The organism is Psychrobacter sp. N25K4-3-2 (genome assembly GCF_015351755.1).
GTDB classification, from domain to species: domain Bacteria; phylum Pseudomonadota; class Gammaproteobacteria; order Pseudomonadales; family Moraxellaceae; genus Psychrobacter; species Psychrobacter glaciei.
In genome coordinates this window covers 403,544-428,302 of record NZ_JADKLX010000003.1, presented here as the reverse complement: position 1 = coordinate 428,302, position 24,759 = coordinate 403,544, and the positions used below count along the sequence as shown (strand labels likewise).

Sequence of the window (24,759 nt, the reverse complement as noted above, 5' to 3'; positions counted from 1 at the left end):
TGCCGTAGCTATAAATGATGAACAGATAAACACAACCGCCTAAGGCTTAAAGTCTTTGGCGGTTTTTACGTCTTTAATTTCTGCATTGATGCTCGCCAAGAGCGGACGCGCACTATTTGCTTGCGCGGTCGTTTGCATGCTTTCAGCCAATCGTTTGGCCTGCGTTAAGGAAGTAAGCGCACTTTCATAGCGCCCATTCCATAGCTGATCATGGCTGCGATAGCGCAATGCGTTGATTGTCGCGATGTTGGCTAGCTGCGGGGAGTCAGTCGTTTTGGCAATTTTCTCATTGGCAAGTTGTAAGCTTTGCCATGCATAACGATCGCTTGGTTGCTGCTGGGTCAAAGGTTTTAACAGGGCTTGTGCTTTGGTCGGCTGATTACTGTTCGTCAACGCTTCGGCTAAATACAAGCGCAAATCACGGCGCTCAGGGTAAACACGCTGCTGACGCTCTAATACTTCGGCGGCTTGCTGCCATTTGCCTTGTTCGCTCAGCATTTGGCTATGCGTAATCGACAACAATGGCTCTAACGCTTGGCGCTGCGCCGCTGGTAACAGGACAAGTTCCGCCAATATGTCATTGGCATCAGTAAAGCGTTGTTGCTCGCTATACCAAGTCATCAACGCCAACTTGGCCCCTAAGCTGTTTTTGGCAGCCGTTGTCAGTATGGTCTCAGATGCATGCTTACCTGTACTTTGGACGCGCCAATAAAGCAAATCAAACTGCACTTGATGACGCTGTTGCTGGCTTAATGACATGGTGGGATATTGCTGGGCGCGGCTCTGGGATTCACTTAGCCGTTCATTGCTCAAGGGATGCGAACGTACAAAACTGGGCAAAAACAGATTGGCTGTCTGATTAAGTTGGCTTTTTTGATTCATCGTGGCAAAGAATCTAGGCATCGCGCGTGGGTCATACCCAGCTTGGGTCATAATTTGCATCCCTACCCGATCGGCCTCGCGTTCGTTGTTGCGACTAAAAGCCATGCTGCTATTCATTAGTGCTGTTTGGCTGCCCATCAGTACTGCTGCTGTGGCATCACCATCGACCGCTGATGCGGCAATCGCGGCCAGCATACCGCCTATTTGCATCAGCAAGGCTTTCTTACGTTCATCAACGCCGCTTTCGTAATGGCGTTGGCTAATGTGCGCCACTTCATGAGCGACGACACTAGCCAATTCATCCATACTACTCGCAGCCAGTATCGTCCCTGTATTGATGCCAATGACGCCGCCTGGCACTGCAAAAGCATTAATACTGGGATTGTCGATGATCACCAAGCCCAAGGGCGCTTGCTCACGCGCTTGTGCATTGAGCCGCCACGTCATTTCTTTAACCGTTTCTTGCACCCAAGGATCATGCTCCATTTTTGCGCGACCATTGATACGCTGTAATGACCATTCACCAAGCAGCTTATTTTGATACTGTTCCGCGAAGCTCAGTCCTTGCCCGCGTAAATTGGGTAAATCGAGCGCTTCTGCCGCTGGTGTTTGCCATGAGTTATAGGCAAATGGCGCAGCAGAATTTTCGCTACTATTGGCGCCAGTTGTCAGAGCCAATAATACAGCCGATAGCCCTAGTTTTATTGCGTGAGGCATAAGCAAACGACCTGTTTTTTGTTTGGATACAAACAATATCATTTTCTGTATATCCTTAACGATGGCACACTCATTCAATTTATTGCTGCCTTGTCTATAGTCGGTTCAGTATAATTTGGATACAAGGAAGGCGAGTGAAAGTACTACAAGTAGTAGACTAAGCAAGCTTGACACCGTATCCAATTTATAGAGGATTGACTATACCAAGCAGTGACTGTCTATTAGAATGATACAGATGCGCATCTTACCCGCTTGATAATAACGTAATTTTGACTATACGAGCTTGTTTATACAAGGTCAATTCTAGTCTGTATTTAGCTACCAATAACTCGGCTGTGCGTCACTATTGTGCAACATGACAATGTAATTATTGATGGTCAATTTTTGGTTTGATTGTTGATAGCATTTTTAGCTGTCAGCCTTGAGTAGTCATTCTAGTGAGCCAAACATTACGATGACTATATTCAACTGCAACTGCATCGCGGCAATTTGCTATAATAACGAATGGTGGCAAAATGTCCACATTAGTGCCGTTTACTTAATAGACCCAACATATTGATAAGTTAATATTAATATGTTGGGTCTATTAAATTCTCTACGGCTACCAACTCAAGTTTTAATATCTCAAGGTTTTTTATGTCTGCTGACAGTCAGTTAATTACCGCACAAGGGTCTTACTCTGTTTGTTTGTCAGCAAGTTTGCCTGATACGCAGCAGCATGTTATTAAAGAGTTATTAGACTTATTGCCTACTGGTCATACGGGTAATATGGAGTTGGATGGCACGACAGGCTCCGCTCAACTGATCCTCAATATAAAAAGTTGGGTAGACGGGCGTGGACTTGCCTGCCCGATGCCACTGTTAAAAACCAAAGTCGCACTACGCGATGTAGCAGCTGGCGAGTCGTTATATGTGGTGGCAACCGACCCTAACTCGAAAGCGGATATCACCGCTTTTTGTCAGCAAAGCCAGCAAGCTAAAACGACTTCTAGTTTGGGATTAACGATGAGCGAAATGACCGACAAAGTACTGGTTGATGGCGCTACATCACAGCGTTTCGATACAATATATCACTTCATCATTACCAAAACTGATAGCAACTAAGCGTCGCTATCCTTTACAATTACAACAATAAAGATTTTTATCTGACTGTTTGTTTATCTATTTAACCAAGGTCAAGAATATGGCTACTACCGCTAATGATGCTGCGAAAACACGTAAAAAAGATGGCGCAGCGCCTGAAAAAAACGAAGCGCGCGATGCAGCCCTAAAAGCTGCTGCCGCGCGTCCACCTTATGATGCGAGTGCATTTGAAGATACGAGCACTCGTGACTTAGTCCCAGCGATGCCAACGCATTTGTCAGCGCCTGGGGTCAATCTGGGCGCGTATATCAATACTGTGCATCAAATCCCTATTTTAACCCCGACGCAAGAGCAAGAGCTTGCCCATCGCTATTACGATGAAGGCGACGTAGAAGCCGCACGCTTGCTCGTTATGTCGCATCTGCGCTTTGTGATTCACATCGCGCGCAGTTATTCAGGCTATGGTTTACCACAAGCGGATCTCATTCAAGAAGGCAACTTGGGGCTAATGAAAGCCGTCAAGCGTTTTGATCCGAATAAAGGCGTGCGTTTGGTTTCTTTTGCAGTGCATTGGATCAAAGCGGAGATTCACGAATTTGTGATTCGTAACTGGCGCATTGTAAAAGTCGCGACCACCAAGGCGCATCGTAAGCTGTTCTTTAACTTACGCAGTCTTAAAAAGACCAATAACCAACTCACCCTTGAAGAAGCAGATGCCATCGCCAATGACTTAAATGTCACTCGTAAGCAGGTGCTTGAGATGGAATCGCGTCTCACCTCTTATGACGCCTCTTTTGAAGCGCAATCTAGCGATGATGACGATGGCCGTTATGCGCCGCAGCTGTTTTTAGAAGACGGTATCGATCCTGCTGAGATGGTGGAAGAATCAGATTGGGAAGAAAACAACTCATCGGCATTGATTGCAGCAATGGATACTCTCGACGATCGTTCACGCGATATCGTTGAGCAACGCTGGCTGTCTGAGCAAAAATCAACCTTGCACGAATTGGCAGCGGTTTACTCTATCTCGGCTGAGCGCGTACGCCAAATCGAAAAAAATGCTATGGATAAAATCCGTGAGGCGATGACTATCGATAGTGTCATTTTACCCAATGACATTCAGTAAATCGTCCACTATGCGCTATTACCACCGCGCTATTGACAGGCTTGAATGATAATACGAGTTTTCGCATGGTAAATTGGATAGGTATTGCAGCGATCAATATGGCCATTGCTGTTGGCTTAGGCGCTTTTGGGGCACATGGTCTCAAAGGTATGGTCAGTTCTCAGCAGCTTGAGTGGTGGCATACGGCAACGCTCTATTGGTTTATCCATGCCCTCGGTTTATTGCTGGTTGGCATACTTGTCCGCCTAAATTATACGACTCAGACGAGTGCATGGTTGCTACAAGTTGGCGTTATTATATTCGCTGGTAGCCTATATGCGATGACATTGGGCGCACCGCGTTGGTTTGGCGCAATCACACCTATTGGTGGTGTTTTGATGATTGTAGGTTGGCTGTGGCTTGCTGTCTCAGCGTTCCGCTTGAGCAATGCCGCCAGCTAAATATAGTCAAAATATCCTAAAAATGCGACGGTATTGCTGATATCAATTTTTTGTAGCCTCTGTCTGCGCAGGCACAGCAAGCAAGAAAAATTGATATCAGCAGTGCGTGATGGTTCGATATTACCTTTCACTGACTACAGTAACGTGATTAACAGCTGCGAAAAAGATAGATAATAATGATGTGACTGAACGATATGGCAAAAAAGGAATTTTAACAATTAAGGAGTACATTTTATGAGTACCATTAGCGTTAATGGTAAACATCTACAGACCACCCATCAGACCGTGCAATTGGTTATCAATGAGCTTGGACTGAGCGAAGGTCGCTATGCAGTCGAAGTCGATGGAGATCTGATCCCAAAGAGTGAGCTGGGTCAGCTACGTATCACTGAGGGGATGAATATTGAGGTGGTACAAGCAGTTGGTGGCGGCTAGCTATTCTATTCATTGCATAGCGACCTCCAAAATACTAATTGAGCAACATCAGTAGCTACAACAAGCAAAAACTTATTAATAACATCCTATCTTTCGTTAAATGATGACGGGATGATAAGCAATAAAAAGACCTCAACGTTAGATACGTTTGAGGTCTTTTTTATTGCTTATTACGTCTTTACTCAATCAATGGGCTATTTATATTATTTATTCATATAGTCGATTCAATTTAAAAGTAGTACAAGGCAACCGAGTGTAGATGTATATGTGATACTTCAAGCGAGGTTAACGCTGTAATACTTTTATAGTGGAATGACTATACTATTTATGGGTTTATTAGCCACTATATATTGAGCATCAATCATAATAAAACTAAACAGCTGGCGCTACATCAGCGGTGCTGAGGTCTTCATAGCGTCCGTCACGCCCTGCACCCTGAGTCTTTTTACGCTCTTGACGGGTTTTATACTTACGTACTTGTCTATCAAGCTTGTCTGCCATCTCATTAATGGCTTTATACATATCATCCTCAAGCGCTTGGACAAACATTTCTTGACCTGAGACTCGCATAATCGCTTCGGCTTTATGGCTCTTTTTACCACCATCACTTGCGCCGCTATTGTCTAGCGATAAGATCACTTTAATACTTTGTATCTGATCGAAGTGACGCTCTACTTTTTCAAGTTTTTCGCGAACCGCTTTGTCCATTGCATCGGTAACACTGATATGGTGACCACTGATAGAAACATTCATATTATTGTCCTTTTATTTATGACTTACAATCAACAGATGAGGTGGCATTCCTACCCTTTTCATCTTGCCTTACCAACGACCGCTACAAAATTCTCGGTAAAAACTGACATATCCTTGTATTGCCAATTTAGTATCGCCATTTTTTTACCAAAAAAAAATTTGCGTCGTTTTTGTCCTTGGTATGACTCTAATTTGTCATGAAAACCTGATAGTAGCAAGACAGTAAATTGTAATTAAATGTAATAAAAACTGTTGTTTATTGCAGGTTTCTATATAATCAAAAAATTTTATTTTTTATATTTATAATCAGGTATATTGAAATTTTCCTGACTTTGAGGATAAGTCATTGAATTATGACAATTAATATTTTTGTTTGCGCTGGGCAGATGAGCCAATATTCATCGCTTCACGATATTTGGCCACCGTTCGGCGAGCAATATCGATACCTTCAGAAAGCAGCTGATCTTTTATTCGATTGTCAGACAGCGGTTTTTTGGGGTCTTCATCCGCTATCAGCTTCTTAATCATCGCGCTGATAGCCGTCGAGGAGATGTCGCCATCGCTACTACTGACATGCGATGAGAAGAAATGCTTGAGTGAAAACAAGCCTTGCGGTGTCAAAATGCTTTTGCTAGTGGTCAAACGCGAGACGGTTGATTCGTGTAAATCAACCTCTTCAGCGATGACTTTTAGGATAAGTGGTTGCATGGCAGTCGCGCCGTGCTGCAAAAACTCTTGCTGATAGCGCACGATACTGGTCGCTACCTTTAACAGGTTTTGATTGCGCTCTTCGATACTACGAATAAACAGCCGCGCATCGGTGAGATTTTCACGCAAATATTGATTGTCAGGGCTGTCATCGCCACGTTTGACCAAATTGGCATATTCTTGATTGACCCGTAGTTTTGGTAATGTCTCAGGGTTCAGTCGTACCTGCCAGCCATCTATCTGTGCAGTAGCATTGGCTCTGTTGCTATTATTGGTGTTCTGAGTATTGTGGCGACGAATAGGCGTGACTAGCACATCAGGGATGTCATAACTGGCAGGCGGTTGAGCGTAATCTGGCTGATTACTTTGAAACAGCAAACCTGGCGAAGGGTTTAAGCTGCGCAGTAAGTTAAGCGCAGGGGTAATGTGCTCAGGTGCCAACCCTGTCCGTTCAGTCAGCGCTTTGATATTATTACTGACTAAATGCTCACTGGCGGACAATAGCGCTTGCGCCTCTTTAAGATAGTCAGTGTCAGCATCGAGCTTGACCAGCTGAATCGCTAGACACTCACTTAAATTGCGCGCACCGACGCCCAATGGATCGCACGATTGAATAACGCGCAGTACCGCCATGACCTCATCATGCTCAACGCGCTCCTCCCATTGATAAAAGCTTGCCATGGTCTCAAAGCTTTGTAATAGCTCATCAATATCAAGGCGCACAAAGCCCATATCATCCATCGAGTCCATCAGATATTCTGCAATCAGCATGTCCGTCTCTGAGAGACGCTTAAAGTTAAGCTGCCAACGCACATGATCCTGTATCGTGGCGCAGGTAGCGCCTTGATAGCGATCAAACTCATCATAATCTGATTTTGCTAAAGCACTAGAAGCACTGCCAGCACTAAAATGACTGGCATCAAAACGGTCAGTATCAAAGCGACTATCGTCATCACTGTCTAACGCTTGATAATCTGTCGCACCCTCATCGATACCTGACTGCTGTAGTTTATCGAAGCTATCCGCTGAACCATCACTGTAATCGCCCGTACTATCATCGTCATAGCTGGAAGTAGTAGATGACGCGGTAAATGAATCAGCGCTAGCAGCTTGGTTCCAAGTATCGAGGGTTAATGGCTCGCTAAAGTCATCCACCATCGTATCGTTATTACTCTCGTATTCGTATTCGTCTTCCTCATCCTCGATACGTTCAAGCAGCGGATTACTATCCAGCTTGGCCTGAACCTCTTGTGCGAGCTCAAGACTAGAGAGCTGCAACAATTTAATGGCTTGCTGCATTTGCGGGGTGAGCTTTTGTGATGTACTTAGCGTGGTCGCCAATCCGAACGACATACTCATAGGTAGCTTATTACACTCCAATCGTGGTGATATAGTCTATAGTTAATCCTGTATAAATCAGATACGGCATTAGGCTTGCTTAGTCTACTGTTTGTAGCACTTCCAATCGCCTGCTTTGTATCTAAATTATGTTGAACCGACTATATGTTATGCTGATTAAGGTCGTGAGTTCATATTATCAGGTCATGACGATAGCATTTTTTGCCACAATTTTGCTATGATAATTTATACCCTATGCGCACGAGCTTTTAATACCTTTCTTATAAAAACATCGAGATACAGGTTTTACTGCCTGAATGAATCAAGATTTCAGCACATATAACCTGTTAATAATGACAAGCTTATTATGATAAGAAAGATGAGATAAGCGCCTTGTCAGCTCAAGAATAACTGAGGAGCAAACTATGAATAATCCTATAAATAATACGCAATTCACCATTGCTGCGATCCAAATGAACAGTCAGCAAAACACGGATAACAACTTAGCGGATATAAAAGCCGCCATCATTGATGCCCGTGCCCAAGGTGCTCAGCTGGTGGTGTTACCAGAAAACTGCTGCAGCATGGGTGAGCAGTTTGCCACTGCTGAGCAATTTGATGCACTATCAGCGACGTTGGCGGATTACGCTCGTACCTACGGTATTTATGTGCTGGTCGGCTCTCTGCCCTGCGTTTATCGCCCAGATGGCATGGTCGTACCTGATGGTAGATTACGTCAAGTCAGCCAGCTGTTCGCCCCTGATGGCAAACGGGTAGCACGCTACGACAAAATTCATTTATTCACAGCGACGGTGGCGGATAAGCAAGGCAACTATAATGAAGCCGCCACGTTTGAGCCGGGCACACAGACTGTCATCGCACCGATTGAAGTAAATGATGCCGTGTATCAATTGGGGATGATGGTTTGCTTTGATTTGCGTTTCCCCGCCTTGGCTCAGCGTTTGCGGCAAGCGGGTGCTGACATATTGAGCGCGCCGTCAGCCTTTACTTATTTGACGGGGCAAGCACACTGGTCGCTGTTGCTACGCGCGCGGGCGCTAGACAGTCAATGTATGGTCATTGGCGCAGCACAAGGCGGTGACCATCTCTACAAAAATGGGAATACACGGCAGACGTGGGGACATACCGCCATCACCGCTTTTGATGGCACTATTATAAATAGCTATGATGATAGTGCACTGAGTAAGCAGGCTCTGGGAAAAGAAGCTGTTGTTCAAGAACAGCAAAATCATGAAATCGTCTTGGCAACTTTTGATAAGTCTGCCCAAGCGCAAGGTCGGCAAAAGATGCCTATCTTTGACTGCCATCGTTTGGCTTAAGGGTAGCGCTGGTTTGTTTTAGAAGAAAGCTTTTAGAACTTTAGCCTTTATAAAATTTATATTCTACGTTGAGTCTTTGTCATTCTGCGCATGAGTCGCGCGCGGATGGGCGCGATCATAGACTTGCGTAAGCTTAGCAAAATCCACATGGGTATAAATTTGTGTGGTGCTAATGTCGCTATGCCCAAGCATCTCTTGTACCGCACGCAAGTCGCCACTGCCCGACAGCATGTGCGAGGCAAAGCAATGGCGTAATAGATGCGGATACATATTTTGCGCGATGCCTGCCCGCGTTGCCACGACTTTTAGACGTTGCTGCACTGCTCGCGTTGACAAGCGTGTGCCCAATTTTTCACTGATAAATAATGCGGTGTCCATCTGCTCTACCCACAGGTTACGATGCGGTAGATAGCGCGTAATCGCTTCTGCTGCTTTGACACCAAATGGTACTAGGCGCGTCTTATTGCCTTTACCTGTCACTCGTACCCGCAAATCAGACAAATCCACATCTGCCATATCTAGGGCGACCAACTCGCCGACACGCAGACCACTGCTATAAAGTAGCTCAAACATCGCTTTATCACGCAACCATAAGCGCGCTTGCTCCGGCGTATCAGGGATTTCTTGATCCAGTAATTGCGTCAGTAAATCCACGTCAGCGATCGACGGTAGTGGTCGAGGACTGCGCTTAAGCTGATAGCCAGTCGTTGGATTAATACGTGCTAAATCCTCTTCGATCAACCATCCATAAAAGTGGCGGATGGCGGACAGCTCTTGCTGGACACTAGCAAGTGCTAGCTTATCTTCATCGAGTCGTTGACTGATATGCTGGGCAAGTTGACGCTTATCACAGCGCGTCCACGTCAAACGCTTGCCGCGTAAAAATAACGCCAGTTGGTTCAGTCCCGCAAAATAAGCGGTCAATGTATGAGGTGAATGATTGCGCACTGACAAAGTGTTTAGCCAACGATGTACTGGCGCTAACAGCTCTCGTAGCGCGGCATCTGACTCGATAGTGGCGGCCAGCTCAGCGGATAGCCATGATTTTGACTTAGAATCTACTGTAGGCGCTGTCGTCATTGTCTATTAGCCTTCTGGATTGGGCTTGATGCCCGCTTGCGCCATCAGACCATCTGGGCTAAATACGCCCTCATAGACAAATGCCGTTGGCCCCGTCATCATGACCGAATAGCCCGGCTGCCATTTGATAATCATGCTACCGCCATAGAGCTGTGCGCGCACATCTTCGCCTTCATCGAGCCAGCCTTCACGGATACCGACCGCCACTGCCGCACATGCGCCAGTACCACAAGCTTGGGTCTCGCCGACACCGCGCTCATAGACACGTAGGCGAATATGACGCTGGTTCATCACTTGCATGAAGCCGACATTGACACGATCGGGAAATGCCGGATGTGACTCAATGGCTTTGCCCAAGGTTTCAACATCGGCATCGAGTACGTTGTCGACTTTTATAACGGCATGCGGGTTGCCCATATTGGCAACATAGAGCTGCACAGGCGTCCCATTAACGTCTAGATGATAAGCGTTTTGGATTTTGGTGGTGGCTCTTGGGGTAAATGGAATCTCGTTTGGCTCAAATTTCGGCTTGCCCATATCGACTTCTACCCAACCATAACGATCAGTGGTCAAAGAAATAATACCGCTTGCCGTCTCAACACGCAGACGCTGCTTAAATGATAGTTTACGTGCTTGCACAAAACGCGCAAAACAACGTGCGCCATTGCCACACTGCTCGACCTCGGTGCCATCAGTATTAAAAATACGATAACCAAAATCGACATCAGGGCGCATGGGTGGTTCAACCACGAGCAATTGATCGAAGCCAATGCCCAAATGACGATCACCCAACAACTGCACCAAATCCTTGGTTAATTCTAAGCGCTGGGTCACCAAATCGATGACCATAAAATCATTGCCCAGACCATGCATTTTTGTAAATTCTATGAGCATATCCTTGAGTCCTATCCTATTTTTATGTATGTGTTATATTAGCACGCTGTCAGATACAATCATAATTATCACCGCTATCAAATACTAAGTTATATTTATCCTTTAAAACCAATATCTTGATAAAGCTTTGCCATAAAAAAACCCACTATCAGTACGATAGTGGGTTTTTTATATTCAAATGTCATGGCAGACCTAATAATGTTACTCGGCTTGCCACAGCGTTTCGTCTGCATATAACGCTTCAATGGTTTCGCGTTTGCGAATCAGCTGATGGCGATCATCGGCTACCATGACCTCACTAGCACGCGGGCGCGAATTATAATTGCTACTCATGGTAAAGCCATAAGCACCAGCGCCCGTTATCGCTAAAACATCACCTGTAGCGAGTGACAACAAACGGTCTTTTGCTAAGAAATCCCCTGTCTCACAGATAGCACCAACGATATCCCACGGCTGCGTACCATCAGTGTCTAGACCATTCTGCGGTAATGTTTCAGGAATCACAGCCATTTCAGCTTGGTATAAAGCTGGACGAATCAAATCGTTCATCGCGGCATCAACAATGGCAAAATTCTTATGCTCGGTTGGCTTTAATACGTCCACTGTGGTCAATAAGATACCGGCATTGGCCACAATACTACGACCTGGCTCAAAGAATACCGTCAGGCCAAGCGCGCTTAATTTAGGCAATAACGCCTCGGCAAACTCATCGATAGACACGGGCGTTTCATCAATATAACGCACACCCAGACCACCGCCCAAATCGATATGGCGTAGCTCGATACCTTTGTCACGCAGGCTATATATTAGCTCAATGACTTTATCTAACGCTGCGACAAACGGCTCTACTTCAGTCAGCTGTGAGCCAATATGACAATCAATCCCGACGATATCGATATGCGATAGTTCTGCCGCTTGCTGATAAACAGCTAATGCATCTTCGTGAGTGATGCCGAACTTGTTGTCTTTAAGACCTGTCGAGATGTATGGATGCGTCTTTGCATCGACATTTGGATTGACACGCAGCGATATCGGCGCAGGCTTATCAAGTGACTTTGCGACTTCATTGATTAAGGTCAGCTCGCTAATCGACTCGACATTAAAGCAGCCAATACCTTGGGTCAGTGCATATTCGATATCACCGCGAGTTTTACCCACGCCGGAGAATACCACGCGTGCGGCTTCGCCACCTGCTGCCAACACTCGCATCAGCTCACCACGCGAGACAATATCAAACCCTGCACCCGCTTGCGCTAGGATACCGAGCACAGCCAGATTGGAATTGGCCTTAACCGCATAACAAACTTGATGGTTTAGACTGGAAAAGCTATCCGTATAGGCTTGATAGACGTCTAATATCGCCTGCTTTGAGTAAACATAACAAGGCGTACCATAATGCTTGGCCAACGCTGCGACACTAACTTGCTCCATATATAAAGCGTCGTCGCGATAGTGTAGTGCTGGTAAGTGGGCAGTTAAAGCGTTAGGGTCGATATATAACCCTTGCTCAGTCTGGGTGGTGACTGACTCACCAATAGTAACATCGGTTACGCCTGCGTGTTGCTCAGAATGACTCATATGCACATCTCTAATTTCATCAGGTTATCAAGGGTAAAGGTTGTCGGTTGCGGCGAGCAAGAACGGCTCTTTGACAAACAATTTTTCTATAAAATTAATAATCGTTAGCATCGGTACTCGGTTCAGGCAATACTTGCTGCTGCTCTAGGTAGCGCGTTTTTTGATAGTCATCATCATCGACACTAGCGAAGGCAGCGTCTTGTGGATTGCTGGTACTGTCGATTTTATCGGTACTCTCTTGCACGGTCTGGCTACTGGAGTCTACTAAATACAAATCGCCTTTTTGCCCGCAGCCTGATAAGCCCAACATCATGGTACTGCCAATAATGAAAATATAGAAGACATGGCGGCTACTGCTAACCAATACGTTAGCAGACTCAGGCTTGGAGAAATGGGGTTTAATAAACATAGAATAGAGGACCTTTAACATTGCAATGGTGTGGAGGCGCTAAAAGCAAGCAGTATTGGGGCCTGTCTTCAATTCAATCGATAGTCATCTAAATGGGCTAAAAATGGCTAAATCTTGCCAAACATCGTCAAATAGCTGGTTAATATCCCGATATTATCTGCGCTATTTTTCTTGTTTGACTGCAATTTATCTCATTTTTATCACCATTTTTGAAATGAAGACACGCCCTAGTAAAAACCAAATTAAAAATCGAGCACCAAAACAGGAGAATATGACAAGGTTTTAATCATAGCATTATTCTATAAAGCTGTGCGCATAGTGGCTATTAATAATGGCTATTCATAGTAATTGTGAATCACTCAGAAATTTATTAAGCGTTGGTACTATTTTGAGGGGTTACTTTATTTTGGATGTACCACATTACCTTTAGAACTATTACGAGAGCACCATTTTAGTTAGCAAATAGCGTTTTGGCAGCTTTTTGACAAACTTTCTTACAATTTATATTGCTCATGGTTTTAGTGCTTTAGCAGCTATTAAACCCCAATGATACTCGGTGCACAGTTGTATTAATTACACGCTCAGTACTGAATTTAAACCTTATCGTGGTCGTGGTATAAGCACAAAAATATGTTACATTATAGCCCGACCTTGCAGCTGTGACGAGCGCGCTAGCAAGCGCCTCATCGACACTCGACAAGTATGGCCGTGCAAGAATGACCAAAATCAGCCCTATTTTTGTTTGACGCATGTCAGCATGAATACGGCTGGTTTTTGTTTATTTAACCCGTGTTAATCTATAATGATTCAACACTTATAAAATATAATCTAAGGATAGAGTATGAGCGCCAGCCTGACCACCACTTTTGATGATAAAAACTCTGACACATCAACCCTGACCAGTCCTACTTTAGTCCTTAATTGTGGCTCTTCTTCTATCAAATACGCATTGATTAGTGATGACAACTCTACTCGTATTACTGGTCTTGCCGAAAACTTAGGTCTGGATACTGCCCGTATCAAACACACCACTCTAAATGGCGAAAAACTCGAAATCTCTATCCCTGGTGGTCGTCATAAATTGGCGCTACAAAAAATCCTTGAGCTATTAGAGCAGTACCATTTCATCGCGGTCGGTCATCGCGTGGTACATGGTGGCCGTGAATACTCTGCAGCCGTGCGAGTCGACGAGCATGCACTCGCAGAAGTCAAACGCCTCAAGATACTGGCACCACTACACAACCCTGCCAATGCGTTGGGTATCGAAGCGGTGCAAGCCATTTATCCTGATATGCCGCAAGTTGTGGTGTTTGATACCGCCTTTCACCAAACGATGCCGCCCGTTGCGTTTCGTTATGCCCTGCCAAAGTACCTTTACGAAGAACACAAAATCCGTCGTTATGGTTTTCATGGCACCTCTCATGCCTATGTCTCAGAGCGTACTAGCCAAATCACGGAGTCTAAAGGGCCACATGGTTGGCTAACAGCACATCTCGGTAATGGCTGCTCGGTGGCTGCCGTATACGATGGCAAGAGTCTCGATACCAGTATGGGTCTGACCCCACTCGAAGGTCTGATGATGGGTACGCGTAGCGGTGATGTCGATCCTAGCTTGCACATGCATCTAAAGCGTCAACTCGGTATGAGCTTAGAAGAGACTGATAAAATGCTCAATAGTGACAGTGGTCTGCTAGGCATATCAGGCTTGTCTAACGATCTGCGTACTATCGAGCAAGCCGCTAGTGAAGGCCATAAAGACGCGCAACTTGCGATCGAGATGTTCTGCTACCGCGCTGGTAAATACCTTGCCAGCTTGAGCTGTGCGCTACCGGAGTTTACCGGTATCGTCTTTACCGGTGGTATCGGTGAAAACTCTGTCACCACGCGTGCCAGCATCTTAGCAGTGATGCGTCATTTTGGTATCAAAATAGATGCGGACAAAAATGCGGATCTATCCCGTGGTAGAGAAGGCAGCTTCCATGCAGATGACAGTAGTATTGAGCTGTGGGTCGTACCAACGGATGAAGAATACCGTATCGCGCAAGAGACGCGTCAGGCCTTGAATTTGGTATAAGCCTATTTAGATATTATACTCAGCGTTTATCATTCCTGATGGTTATAAAAAACATAGAATAAAACGCTCAGTATTTTTTATGCTGCCAATAATAAATCGAAGTCTAAAACAAAATAAATCGTAGGAAACCTTATGCAAACCATTTTACTTGTTCCCATCAGCCGCGGTATCGGTGTGACATCGGCTGCGCTTGGATTGATTCGCGCGTTTGACTATAACGGTATAAAAGCGGGCTTTATGAAGCCGTTTTTGCAAGATGACACCCTTGATAAACAACACAGCTTGGACAGCTCAAGTGCGTTGGCCATGCATGCCTTTGGTCTAAAGCCACCAAAATCTATCAGCCGTCAGCACGTCGAGCGCATGATCGGCGATGACAACCTTGATGATTTAATGGAAGAAGTCGTCGGCAATTATCATACGCTCGGCGATGATTATGATGTGGTCATCTGCGAAGGTTTGGTGCCGACCACAGAGACCTCTTATGCCTCACAAATCAACCGAGCAATCGCTCATGCTTTGGATGCCAAGATTATATTTGTCAGTACCGCTGACATCAGCAAACCGGCCTATTTAGCAGACAAACTGGATGTGCACGCCCGTGAGTTCGGCGGTGTCATCGATTCGCGTACGTTAGGCGTGATTTTGATGCGTGTGCAAGATGTGCCCAACACTTTTGACAATCAACCTGTCGCACCTGGGGAAGCGGTCGTTAGCTTGGACCAGAACTTTATGCAAGAAGTTCAACGTTTATCACCTTCGTTCAATACCGAAGCGTTTCGCCTCATCGGTGTTGTGCCCTTTAGTGACTCACTATCTGTGCCGCGTACATGGGATATCGCTACAGAGCTTGATGCCACATGGCTAAACATTGGGGAAGCCAAAACACGTCGTATCAACCGTATTAGCCTAACAGCGCGCTCAGTGTCACGCGTCAATGAAGTCTTTAAGCGAGGCACCTTAATCGTGGTGCCGGGTGATCGTGATGACTTGCTGCTGGCCGCTGGATTGGCCTGTATCAATGGAATTCCACTGGCAGGCTTGGTATTGACTGGCGGTATCACGCCCAGCCCGACGGTTACAGAGCTTTGGCATTCAGCGCTCAAAACTGGCATCCCTGTCATGAGTGTCGAAAGCGACAGCTACGAGACGGTACAGAGCCTTGTACACATGAGCTCTGAGATTCCAAGCGATGATATTGATCGCGCTGAAGAAGTGGCTCGTTATGTGGCTGCGCACTTGGATCTAAGCTGGATTAAAGAATACTTTAGCCGCAATCATGAGCCGCGCTTGTCACCTTCTGCATTTCGCCATCAGTTGGTCAAAAAATCTCAGCAAGCCAAAAAACGCATCGTACTACCAGAAGGTTCTGAGCCACGTACTGTAGAAGCTGCCTGCATCTGCCAAAGCCGTGGCATCGCTAACTGTGTACTGCTTGCCAAGCGTAGCGATGTCGAGCAAGTCGCCAAAAACCGTGATTTGACGCTGCCAGAAGGTTTGGAAATCATCGACCCTGACAGCCTCGACATGAGCAAATATATCGCCGCCATCGTTGAGCGCCGCAAGGGTAAAACATCCGAAGATGTCGCTGCCGAATACCTAAAGGACACCGTGTACTTGGGTACCATTATGCTTCAGTTAGATGAAGTTGATGGTCTGGTTTCAGGTGCGATTCATACGACTGCCAATACGGTACGCCCCGCATTTCAATTAATCAAAACCGCGCCGCAGTATTCCTTAGTATCGTCGGTCTTTTTTATGCTATTGCCTGAGCAAGTAGTGGTCTATGGTGACTGTGCGATCAACCCTGATCCCAATGCTGAAGAGCTGGCAGAGATTGCTATCCAGTCGGCACAATCTGCCGCTGCTTTTGGTATCGATCCAAAAGTCGCGATGATCAGCTACTCGACTGGCTCATCAGGCACAGGCGCGGATGTCGAAAAAGTCGCCCGTGCGACTCAAATCGTCCGCGAGCGTGCGCCAAACCTAAAAGTCGACGGCCCACTACAGTACGACGCGGCCTCTGTCATGAGTGTCGGCAAGCAAAAAGCACCGGACTCACCTGTCGCGGGACAAGCCAATGTCTTTATCTTCCCAGATCTTAATACGGGCAATACCACTTATAAAGCAGTACAACGTAGCGCCAACGTCATCAGTGTTGGGCCGATGCTACAAGGCTTGAATAAACCAGTAAACGATCTATCACGTGGTGCCTTGGTCGATGATATTATCTATACCATCGCGCTAACTGCTATCCAAGCCCATAGCGACTTAATTTAAGCGACTTAACTTAAGTGACTTGATTTAAGCGTCATACGGTTTTCTGATTAAAACTTTACTGATTAGCAGTATATAACACAGCCGACTGTCACTATGATGGTCGGCTTTTTATTGCCATTTTAATGACAGATGCTCCGTTGCCCACTACAATAGCGCTATAGTCAGGTCAATATAAAAAAGAGACAGTGTGACTGATATAAATTTTTTGTAGCCTCTATCTGCGTAGGCACAGCAAGCAAGAAAAATTTGTACCAGTCACGCATTATAATGTCGTGTATCTATTTTATTTAGTATCGTCTATTTTTAATCCATCATAACGTTTTTTTACTGACCATTTGACCCACTTATTTTATGTCAAACCTTACCCATGACCGCCTTGCAGAAAATCCTGCCCCTGCCATTCGTGCCTACTTGGGTGGCTCATTTGATCCCGTACACAAGGGTCATCTGCAAATGGCGATGTACGTCTACCAGCATTTATTGCCAATAGCGAAGCAGCAACAGCGCGCACTGCATGTGTCCTTATTGCCCAATGCCCGCTCGCCTTTTAAAAATGAAAGCACCCATCCTAAGCACCGTCTGGCAATGCTAAAGCTCGCAACACTTAGTACCCCACTACAGATTGACGAGCTGGAGTTATGGCAAGCACCGCCCGTCTATACCATCGATAGCGTCCGCATCTTACGGCAGCGCTATCCGCATGACAGCTTAATATTTATTATGGGGATGGACAGTGCACGGAGCTTAGGTAAATGGAAAGACGGACTCAGGCTGACGGACTATGTCGACCTCTGGATTTTTAACCGTGGTGGCTTTTCTGACAGTGATAGCAATCTTTTTGACACTAACAACCATTTTGCTGATAAAAAACCAACGATGCAGACGTTAGCTAATCTAAAAACCCAGCTGCACGCCCAGTTACCTATTGAAATGCAAAATAAAACAACCGACTCTCCTGCTGAACTGGTCACGCTATTTACACCTACACCTACACCCACGCAAGCTCAAGCAGACAGTAGCGTCTTGAAAAATTCTCATCAAGGTCGCATCTATATAGACCCGCGTCCCATATCGGCCATATCGAGCACACAAATACGCCAGCAGCTACAAAAACTGGGGAATCAACCAAATATAATGCCCTCAGCCGAAGCGCAAATCACATCTATCCCGTCAATAAATGATATCATTGGTAATACTGAATCCAATCCATTCGCTAAATGGCTAAATCCTGCTATTTATCAATATATTATTGCCCATCAGCTATATTCTGCTGCTCAATTCCGTTAAAATTGTCTTATCTTTGTTTTTTGCCTATTATATCTCTATACGTCACTGCCTCTATCTGGTCAGTGCGAGATGGCAAATTGACAATTAACCTATTTATTTTAATATTTACGATTCAAGAGATTAAATTTTATGACCAACACCATGACCGAAGAACGCTTAAAAGAATGCTTAACCGTTGTAGAAACTGCGCTAGACGATATGAAAGCGAAGAACATCACTGTAATGAACGTAGAAGATTTGACAGACGTGATGGAGCGCATCGTGATCGCTGACGGTACCTCTAAGCGCCATGTACGCGCAATGGCTGACAGCGTTGGTGCTGAAGCTAAGCAAGCGGGCTTTATGCCACTTGGCCGTGAAGGCGGTATCGATTCTGACTGGACGTTGATCGATTTGGGCGCTGTTGTCGTCCATATGATGACACCACAAGCTCGTGAGTTCTATGACTTAGAAGGCCTATGGTCATCACCTGAGCAGTTGGCTGAGCTAGTCGCCGTGCCACGTGAAAAGAAAACTGCGGGTCGTCGCAACAAAAACAAATAAGATTATTAAATACAATAATCGCGTCATACTAAAAGCATTAGATCAAAAAGACCAGAATATCTATTCTGGTCTTTTTTTGTGTGACCTCTGAGGTAGCAAACCCGTATAATAAAATGGACATCAAACAGTCCTCGCCTGCTAATTCTTTGTATATTAGGAAACCTTATGAGCGCAGAATCAGTCACGCCAACAGTTGAGAAACCCAAAAAAGACTTTAACCAAGACTTACCCCTACATATCGCTAACCTAACTTGCGTTCGCGCTGGCAAAGCCATGCCATTCGCGCGCGAAGAAATGAGCGCCATTGATAAAGCACCTATTAAGTCTCCTGTCGCGGTCAACTTCATGGGCCTCGCCACTGATGAGCAAGCCGATCGCAAACATCATGGTGGCCCGCTAAAAGCTGTCCATCAACTGGCACCTGCGACTTATGAAAAGATCAATGCAGAGTTCAGCCTAAAAGTACGCGTCGGTACATTGGGCGAAAACCTCACGACCGAAGCCGTCAACGATCTACCGGAAATGACTGAGTCTATCGTGTGTATTGGCGATGTTTTTCAGTATGGTAAAGACAGTTTTGATGGCGAAAATGACAGCGTGCAACTGCGTATCGTCCAGCCGCGCAGACCTTGCTACAAAATCAATGACCAAATCGGACAATTTACTAAAGTGCCAAATATCGCGGCATGGGTCAGCAAACAAGGTATCTCTGGCTGGTACTTCCAAGTCGTTCGTGATGGCATTATAGATGCTGATTTGCCAGTTTACTTGATAGATCGTCCCTATCCGTTTGCGACACTTGAGAAACTGTGGCAACTGGCCAACTCTAAAGAGAAATACGATGCTGAAGTAATTGAGCCATGGCTCGCGATTGAGTGTTTGGAGGACAGTTGGAAAAAGGTGTTGGCTAAGAAGGTTCTTTAAAGTGATTCGATATTTTAAGTGAGTAAGAAGATGGATAAAAATGAAATAGACTGGTATGCAGATATCATCCCAGGTAAAAGTATTGCTGGTTTAGAAATTTCAAAATATAGCCATCAAGATATAAAAGCGCTTTTAAAAAAATCAGATAAGAATAATTTTCACATCAGAGATAATAGTGACAGCTTCGACATCTATAGTAGTGATAGCGTCGATGCTATTGATACGGATTTGTTGATGAGACTATCTTTCAATGAACAAATGATATTGAACTCTATCATGGTTTATATCACAAGAAAGCCAAGCCAATACCAAGGTAAAATCTATGGAAAATACGGTCTTGGTGACAGGCTAATCAATATCTCTGAATTTGGTTCATTAGAAAGAACAGCTACAGGTGAAGAGTTTCTATTAATCAATAGTGACAATAAATATGGTCTCGAAGTCGCAAACGGTTTAGATGTCTCTTTAGAAGAAGACCCTAATCAAAATATAGCTATCATTAGAGTTCATGATTTTTTTAGGTAAACGTATATATTCATAGATTAATGCATATTCAATTAATATCTTAGCACTCTCAAACAGAGCATTTCATGGTAAAAAACATCTTCTTAGCATTTGGCTTAACCTTGCCCTTGATTGGTTGCGTGACCACGACCTCTCCAGTGGCAAGCACTGAGAACTACATCGTAGATAGTAAAACCTATCAAGCCACTGGCAAAAGCGAGCGCATCAAAACCATTGTCCTGCACTATACGGTTTCAGACAATGACAGATCGATTAAGACACTGACCACAGGCAAGGTCAGTGCGCACTATCTTATCTTAGAAAATAACGATGATAAAATTTATAATTTAGTACCAGAAAATGAACGCGCTTGGCATGCGGGTGATGGCGGCTTTGCAGGACGGACGATATTGAACGACACCTCTATCGGTATAGAGATCGTCAATGCAGGGATTGCGCCTGAATATCAAAATGCCCTAAAAGACGGTCAGTTGGCGTATTATCCTTATGACCATTATGTCGCCTTTAATGAGTTGCAGATTAAGAAGGTGGCGGAGTTGGTGCAAGATATCACGGCGAGATATGATATCTCACCAAAGAATATCATCGGTCATTCAGATATGGCACCCTCACGCAAAATAGACCCCGGTGCAAAGTTCCCTTGGCAGCAGCTATATAAAGAGTATGGTATTGGCGCTTGGTATGATGACGCTGATAAGCTTTCTTTTATGAATATAGAAGCATTTGCAGCGGCTACAATACCTGAGGTTAAGCAGCAGTTTCGTGACTATGGCTACCAGATCGATAAGAATGATGAATGGGACAAAGCCAGTCGCGATGTCGTCTATGCGTTTCAGCTACACTTTCGACCTCTGAATCCAACGGGCGAAATAGATTTAGAAACTTATGCTATTTTAAAGGCATTGAATAAGAAGTATGCTGATACCAACGATTTTTATTAACCCTTTCATATCATCAATAATAAACGAGCTGTACAAGGAATTTTATGAGCACATTGTTTAGCGTAAATTTGAATAAATTGGCTTTAATCCGTAACTCTCGCGGTACTGACTACCCTAACCTGTTGACCTTTGTGAAAAAGCTGATTGACCTAGGGGTTAAAGGCTTTACCGTACATCCAAGACCCGATGAGCGTCATATCAGATACCAAGATGTCTATGATATCAGTGCGTTTTTGGCGGACTATCCAGAGATTGAGTTCAATATCGAAGGCAACCCAAATGAGCAGTTTTTAAAAATTATTCGTGAGGTAAAACCGCATCAATGTACGCTCGTGCCAGACAGTGACGATCAGCTGACCTCCGATCATGGCTTTGATATCATCACACATCATGAGTTTTTATCAACGTTAAGCAAAGAGCTGGAAGCATTCGGTACGCGCTGTGCGGTGTTCATCGACCCTGATATCGAACAAATCAAGGCGGTCATTGAAAGTGATGTACAGACGATCGAGATGTATACCGAAGAATGGGCGCGCGCTTACAGTAATGGTAAGAGCGATGACCATATTGAGTTCGATGAGGTCAAGCAACGCTTTAGCGACTGTATCACCCTAGCCAATCAAAACGGTATCCGCGTCAATGCGGGTCATGATTTGAATTTGGATAACTTGGCTGATCTGCTTGCGCTGAGTGATATCGCTGAAGTGTCGATTGGTCATGCCTTTACGATTGAATCACTGGAGCAAGGCATGGATAATGTCGTGCGTCAGTATTTAGACATCTGTGCTTAACCTGTATTAATAAGCAAATAGTTTGGTTCTATCAGCAGTCCTAATATCTGCATTATCAATAAAAACGCTAATAATATTAAAAAAAGGAATCTTTATGTATCAAGACTTTCAGAAACACCTACAACAAGAAATCAGCGACATACGCGCAGCAGGACTGTATAAAAACGAGCGCGTGATCACCTCTCCGCAAGATGCGCTCATCAAGATCGCCGATGGCCGCGAGATGCTTAACTTCTGTGCCAATAACTATCTTGGATTGTCTGATCACCCTGAGATTAAAAAGGCAGCTATCGAGGCTATTGAAAACTCAGGTTATGGCATGTCATCGGTGCGATTTATTTGTGGTACGCAAGATTTGCATAAGCAATTAGAGACAGCGATTTCTAAGTTTTTTAATACCGAAGATACGATTCTTTATGCGGCCTGTTTCGATGCCAATGGTGGTGCCTTTGAGCCACTGCTGACCAGTGAAGATGCCATTATTTCCGATTCGTTAAATCATGCCTCGATCATCGATGGCGTGCGCCTGTGTAAAGCCGCGCGTTATCGCTACGCCAATGCAGATATGCAAGATTTAGAGACGCAATTACAAGCGGCACAAGCACAGCGTTTTCGTTTGATTGTGACCGATGGTGTGTTTTCGATGGATGGTAATGTGGCGCCAATGGATGAGATTTATGCGTTGGCACAAAAATATGATGCCATGGTAATGATTGACGAGTCGCATTCAGCAGGCGTGGTCGGTCACACTGGTGGCGGCGTGACTGAATTGTTTGATCTACGTGGTGACATTGAGCTGATCACTGGTACTTTGGGCAAGGCATTTGGCGGTGCTATTGGCGGCTTTACGACGGGTAAAAAAGAAATCGTTGAAATGTTGCGTCAACGCTCACGCCCGTATCTGTTTTCCAACTCTATTCCTCCTATGGTGGCTGCCGCTGGGGTAAAAGCGTTTGAAATGCTATCGCAAGACAATACTCTACAAGATAAATTGCATGAAAATACCGCCTATTTTGTGAAGAAAATGCAAGACGCGGGCTTCGATATCAAGCCCACCGAATCGGCAATTTGTGCGGTTATGCTTTATGACGCCAACGTCTCCCAGCAAATGGCAGATGAGCTGCTGAAAGAAGGCATTTATGTGATTGGCTTCTTTTACCCTGTCGTACCCAAAGACGAGGCTCGCATTCGTGTCCAGCTCTCTGCCGCCCATACTCGCGGGCAGCTAGACAAATGTATCACCGCCTTTATCAAAGTCGCCAAGCAAATGAAAGTGATTGATTAAGCGTCGTTCGGTATTTGTTCGGTATTCACTCGCTAGATTCAACCATTAAGCACAACACCGTTAAATAAGAGAAAAGTATGAAAGCACTGGTTAAAGCCCATGCCAAAAAAGGCATCTGGATGCAAGACATGCCAGAACCTACGGTTGGCATCAATGACGTTAAAATTAAAATTAAGAAAACCGCCATTTGTGGTACAGATTTGCACATTTATAAGTGGGATGAGTGGTCAGAAAGAACCATCAAGACGCCGATGATCATCGGACACGAATACGTCGGTACCATTAGCGAAATAGGCGATGGCGTGAAGCACTTTGAAGTCGGCGACCGAGTCACTGGCGAAGGACATATCGCTTGCGGGCATTGCCGTAACTGCCGCCGTGGTAAGCTACATGTGTGCGAAAACACCATCGGCGTGGGCGTTGACCGCGATGGCGCGTTTGCCGAATATTTGGTGATCCCTGCCGATAATGTCATCAAACTCGATGAGCGTATCAGCGATGAGATGGCAGCCATTATGGATCCCTTTGGCAACGCCACTCATACCGCCCTATCCTTTCCCGTCCTCGGTGAAGATGTGCTAATCACGGGTGCGGGGCTGATTGGTTCTATGGCAACGGCTATTTGCCGCTTCGCAGGGGCACGTAATATTGTGGTCAGTGATATCAGTGATTATCGCTTAGAGCTTGCCAAAAAAATGGGTGCGACGATGACCATCAACCCAGCCAAGGGTGAAACCATCGAAGGTGCCATTGCTGAGTTAAAAATGCACGGCTTTGATATTGGTCTTGAGATGTCAGGCTCGCCTCAGGCCTTTGATTCGATGATTAGTAACATGTATAACGGCTCTAAAATTGCGCTCTTGGGCATTTTGCCTAACACCACCACGGTGGATTGGAGCAAGATTATCTTTAAGGCGTTAACCCTAAAAGGTATCTATGGCCGCGAGATGTGGGAGACGTGGTATCAGATGGAGCAGATGCTAATTAGCGGTATTGATCTATCGCCCATCATTACCCATCGCATGCACATTGATGACTTTCAAGAAGGCTTTGATATCATGGAAAGTGGGCAATGCGGTAAAGTGATTTTAAGCTGGGATTGATTTTGGCGATTCAGAATTTGAGGAGTAGTGGTTAGGGTTTAAATTGTCACGACTGATAAAACGGCACTGATTTCAGTGCCGTTTTTTTTGGATATTAAAAAGTAATGAGAGAGAGATAAAGGATGAATAGTTAGGTGAAAATATTTTTATCCGCTAATCATGCGTTTACGGTAAAATCAACCTATGTTGATAAGTAATATAAAACTCAAACGTCATATGTAGA

The 24,759-nt window shown here is 45.1% G+C and carries 22 protein-coding genes; 15 read left to right on the top strand and 7 right to left on the bottom strand.

Features of this window, described 5'->3' with window-relative positions; translation table 11 throughout:
- Positions 1-39: 39 nt before the first annotated feature.
- Positions 40-1,599 carry a M48 family metalloprotease gene (locus tag IOD06_RS09700; protein WP_227669980.1) on the bottom strand — a complete coding sequence of 520 codons (1,560 nt, stop codon included), beginning with the start codon at positions 1,597-1,599 and terminating at the stop codon, positions 40-42.
- A gap of 636 nt (positions 1,600-2,235) precedes the next feature.
- Between IOD06_RS09700 and IOD06_RS09695 the strand changes: the two genes are divergently transcribed.
- The 4 genes from IOD06_RS09695 to thiS all read left to right on the top strand — a co-directional run bounded on the left by IOD06_RS09695 (position 2,236) and on the right by thiS (position 4,683).
- Positions 2,236-2,703, top strand: coding sequence for a sulfurtransferase TusA family protein (locus IOD06_RS09695; RefSeq protein WP_194620721.1), 468 nt, complete (start codon positions 2,236-2,238; stop codon positions 2,701-2,703).
- 241 nt (positions 2,704-2,944) lie between these two features.
- Positions 2,945-3,808, top strand: coding sequence for an RNA polymerase sigma factor RpoH (gene rpoH, locus IOD06_RS09690; RefSeq protein WP_201574459.1), 864 nt, complete (start codon positions 2,945-2,947; stop codon positions 3,806-3,808).
- A 65-nt stretch (positions 3,809-3,873) separates the two neighbouring features.
- The gene (locus tag IOD06_RS09685; protein ID WP_194620720.1) at positions 3,874-4,248 is read left to right on the top strand and encodes a DUF423 domain-containing protein; all 375 of its coding nucleotides are present in this window, start codon (positions 3,874-3,876) and stop codon (positions 4,246-4,248) included.
- A 234-nt stretch (positions 4,249-4,482) separates the two neighbouring features.
- Positions 4,483-4,683 carry a sulfur carrier protein ThiS gene (thiS, locus tag IOD06_RS09680; protein ID WP_010195929.1) on the top strand — a complete coding sequence of 67 codons (201 nt, stop codon included), beginning with the start codon at positions 4,483-4,485 and terminating at the stop codon, positions 4,681-4,683.
- Between the two features lie 372 nt (positions 4,684-5,055).
- On the opposite strand, the gene raiA is transcribed toward thiS, so the two are convergent.
- Together raiA and IOD06_RS09670 are read right to left on the bottom strand one after the other, a co-directional pair.
- Entirely contained in the window at positions 5,056-5,436 is a 381-nt protein-coding gene (raiA, locus tag IOD06_RS09675; RefSeq protein ID WP_010195932.1) for a ribosome-associated translation inhibitor RaiA, read from the bottom strand.
- Positions 5,437-5,796: 360 nt separating this feature from the next.
- Positions 5,797-7,503 carry an RNA polymerase sigma-54 factor gene (locus IOD06_RS09670; protein ID WP_194620719.1) on the bottom strand — a complete coding sequence of 569 codons (1,707 nt, stop codon included), beginning with the start codon at positions 7,501-7,503 and terminating at the stop codon, positions 5,797-5,799.
- Between the two features lie 404 nt (positions 7,504-7,907).
- On the opposite strand from IOD06_RS09670, the gene IOD06_RS09665 reads away from it, so the two are divergent.
- The gene (locus tag IOD06_RS09665) at positions 7,908-8,822 is read left to right on the top strand and encodes a nitrilase-related carbon-nitrogen hydrolase (RefSeq protein WP_194620718.1); all 915 of its coding nucleotides are present in this window, start codon (positions 7,908-7,910) and stop codon (positions 8,820-8,822) included.
- 63 nt (positions 8,823-8,885) lie between these two features.
- Here the strand turns inward: IOD06_RS09665 and IOD06_RS09660 are convergent, their stop codons facing one another.
- The 4 genes from IOD06_RS09660 to IOD06_RS09645 form a co-directional block, all read right to left on the bottom strand.
- Complete coding sequence (locus tag IOD06_RS09660; RefSeq protein WP_194620717.1) at positions 8,886-9,902, bottom strand: tyrosine recombinase XerC; 1,017 nt, start codon at positions 9,900-9,902, stop codon at positions 8,886-8,888.
- 6 nt (positions 9,903-9,908) lie between these two features.
- Entirely contained in the window at positions 9,909-10,796 is an 888-nt protein-coding gene (gene dapF, locus IOD06_RS09655) for a diaminopimelate epimerase (RefSeq protein WP_194620716.1), read from the bottom strand.
- 201 nt (positions 10,797-10,997) lie between these two features.
- Positions 10,998-12,332 (bottom strand): diaminopimelate decarboxylase, encoded by a 1,335-nt coding sequence (gene lysA / locus IOD06_RS09650; RefSeq protein ID WP_194620866.1) that lies wholly within the window; start codon positions 12,330-12,332, stop codon positions 10,998-11,000.
- A 136-nt stretch (positions 12,333-12,468) separates the two neighbouring features.
- Positions 12,469-12,783: a lipoprotein gene (locus tag IOD06_RS09645; RefSeq protein ID WP_194620715.1), complete on the bottom strand. Its 315-nt coding sequence runs from the start codon at positions 12,781-12,783 to the stop codon at positions 12,469-12,471.
- Positions 12,784-13,624: 841 nt separating this feature from the next.
- On the opposite strand from IOD06_RS09645, the gene IOD06_RS09640 reads away from it, so the two are divergent.
- The 10 genes from IOD06_RS09640 to tdh all read left to right on the top strand — a co-directional run bounded on the left by IOD06_RS09640 (position 13,625) and on the right by tdh (position 24,536).
- Positions 13,625-14,857, top strand: coding sequence for an acetate/propionate family kinase (locus IOD06_RS09640; RefSeq protein ID WP_194620714.1), 1,233 nt, complete (start codon positions 13,625-13,627; stop codon positions 14,855-14,857).
- A 132-nt stretch (positions 14,858-14,989) separates the two neighbouring features.
- Positions 14,990-17,137, top strand: a complete 2,148-nt coding sequence (gene pta / locus IOD06_RS09635; RefSeq protein WP_194620713.1) for a phosphate acetyltransferase — start codon at positions 14,990-14,992, stop codon at positions 17,135-17,137.
- Positions 17,138-17,488: 351 nt separating this feature from the next.
- On the top strand, positions 17,489-18,424 hold the full coding sequence (locus tag IOD06_RS09630; RefSeq protein WP_194620712.1) for a nicotinate-nicotinamide nucleotide adenylyltransferase: 936 nt from the start codon (positions 17,489-17,491) through the stop codon (positions 18,422-18,424).
- 129 nt (positions 18,425-18,553) lie between these two features.
- Positions 18,554-18,967, top strand: coding sequence for a ribosome silencing factor (gene rsfS, locus IOD06_RS09625; RefSeq protein WP_010195955.1), 414 nt, complete (start codon positions 18,554-18,556; stop codon positions 18,965-18,967).
- Positions 18,968-19,132: 165 nt separating this feature from the next.
- On the top strand, positions 19,133-19,891 hold the full coding sequence (locus tag IOD06_RS09620) for an MOSC domain-containing protein (protein WP_194620711.1): 759 nt from the start codon (positions 19,133-19,135) through the stop codon (positions 19,889-19,891).
- Positions 19,892-19,921: 30 nt separating this feature from the next.
- The gene (locus IOD06_RS09615; protein WP_194620710.1) at positions 19,922-20,416 is read left to right on the top strand and encodes a hypothetical protein; all 495 of its coding nucleotides are present in this window, start codon (positions 19,922-19,924) and stop codon (positions 20,414-20,416) included.
- A 65-nt stretch (positions 20,417-20,481) separates the two neighbouring features.
- Positions 20,482-21,357, top strand: a complete 876-nt coding sequence (locus IOD06_RS09610) for an N-acetylmuramoyl-L-alanine amidase (protein WP_227669978.1) — start codon at positions 20,482-20,484, stop codon at positions 21,355-21,357.
- 44 nt (positions 21,358-21,401) lie between these two features.
- Positions 21,402-22,148, top strand: a complete 747-nt coding sequence (locus tag IOD06_RS09605; protein ID WP_194620709.1) for a pyridoxine 5'-phosphate synthase — start codon at positions 21,402-21,404, stop codon at positions 22,146-22,148.
- 94 nt (positions 22,149-22,242) lie between these two features.
- A complete protein-coding gene (gene kbl / locus IOD06_RS09600; protein WP_194620708.1) occupies positions 22,243-23,433 on the top strand; it encodes a glycine C-acetyltransferase in 1,191 nt (396 codons plus the stop codon).
- A gap of 77 nt (positions 23,434-23,510) precedes the next feature.
- Entirely contained in the window at positions 23,511-24,536 is a 1,026-nt protein-coding gene (gene tdh, locus IOD06_RS09595; protein WP_194620707.1) for an L-threonine 3-dehydrogenase, read from the top strand.
- Positions 24,537-24,759: the final 223 nt, after the last annotated feature.

Excerpts from the sequence above, each read along its gene's own strand:
- pta (WP_194620713.1), top strand. The coding sequence starts at position 14,990 with ATGCAAACCATTTTACTTGTTCCCATCAGCCGCGGTATCGGTGTGACA.
- kbl (WP_194620708.1), top strand. The coding sequence starts at position 22,243 with ATGTATCAAGACTTTCAGAAACACCTACAACAAGAAATCAGCGACATA.
- tdh (WP_194620707.1), top strand. The coding sequence starts at position 23,511 with ATGAAAGCACTGGTTAAAGCCCATGCCAAAAAAGGCATCTGGATGCAA.
- IOD06_RS09640 (WP_194620714.1), top strand. The coding sequence starts at position 13,625 with ATGAGCGCCAGCCTGACCACCACTTTTGATGATAAAAACTCTGACACA.
- IOD06_RS09630 (WP_194620712.1), top strand. The coding sequence starts at position 17,489 with ATGTCAAACCTTACCCATGACCGCCTTGCAGAAAATCCTGCCCCTGCC.
- IOD06_RS09645 (WP_194620715.1), bottom strand. The coding sequence starts at position 12,783 with ATGTTTATTAAACCCCATTTCTCCAAGCCTGAGTCTGCTAACGTATTG.
- rsfS (WP_010195955.1), top strand. The coding sequence starts at position 18,554 with ATGACCAACACCATGACCGAAGAACGCTTAAAAGAATGCTTAACCGTT.
- IOD06_RS09665 (WP_194620718.1), top strand. The coding sequence starts at position 7,908 with ATGAATAATCCTATAAATAATACGCAATTCACCATTGCTGCGATCCAA.
- dapF (WP_194620716.1), bottom strand. The coding sequence starts at position 10,796 with ATGCTCATAGAATTTACAAAAATGCATGGTCTGGGCAATGATTTTATG.
- IOD06_RS09605 (WP_194620709.1), top strand. The coding sequence starts at position 21,402 with ATGAGCACATTGTTTAGCGTAAATTTGAATAAATTGGCTTTAATCCGT.
- raiA (WP_010195932.1), bottom strand. The coding sequence starts at position 5,436 with ATGAATGTTTCTATCAGTGGTCACCATATCAGTGTTACCGATGCAATG.
- IOD06_RS09610 (WP_227669978.1), top strand. The coding sequence starts at position 20,482 with ATGGTAAAAAACATCTTCTTAGCATTTGGCTTAACCTTGCCCTTGATT.
- IOD06_RS09660 (WP_194620717.1), bottom strand. The coding sequence starts at position 9,902 with ATGACGACAGCGCCTACAGTAGATTCTAAGTCAAAATCATGGCTATCC.
- IOD06_RS09670 (WP_194620719.1), bottom strand. The coding sequence starts at position 7,503 with ATGAGTATGTCGTTCGGATTGGCGACCACGCTAAGTACATCACAAAAG.
- IOD06_RS09700 (WP_227669980.1), bottom strand. The coding sequence starts at position 1,599 with ATGCCTCACGCAATAAAACTAGGGCTATCGGCTGTATTATTGGCTCTG.
- thiS (WP_010195929.1), top strand. The coding sequence starts at position 4,483 with ATGAGTACCATTAGCGTTAATGGTAAACATCTACAGACCACCCATCAG.
- rpoH (WP_201574459.1), top strand. The coding sequence starts at position 2,945 with ATGCCAACGCATTTGTCAGCGCCTGGGGTCAATCTGGGCGCGTATATC.
- IOD06_RS09615 (WP_194620710.1), top strand. The coding sequence starts at position 19,922 with ATGGATAAAAATGAAATAGACTGGTATGCAGATATCATCCCAGGTAAA.
- IOD06_RS09695 (WP_194620721.1), top strand. The coding sequence starts at position 2,236 with ATGTCTGCTGACAGTCAGTTAATTACCGCACAAGGGTCTTACTCTGTT.
- IOD06_RS09685 (WP_194620720.1), top strand. The coding sequence starts at position 3,874 with ATGGTAAATTGGATAGGTATTGCAGCGATCAATATGGCCATTGCTGTT.
- IOD06_RS09620 (WP_194620711.1), top strand. The coding sequence starts at position 19,133 with ATGAGCGCAGAATCAGTCACGCCAACAGTTGAGAAACCCAAAAAAGAC.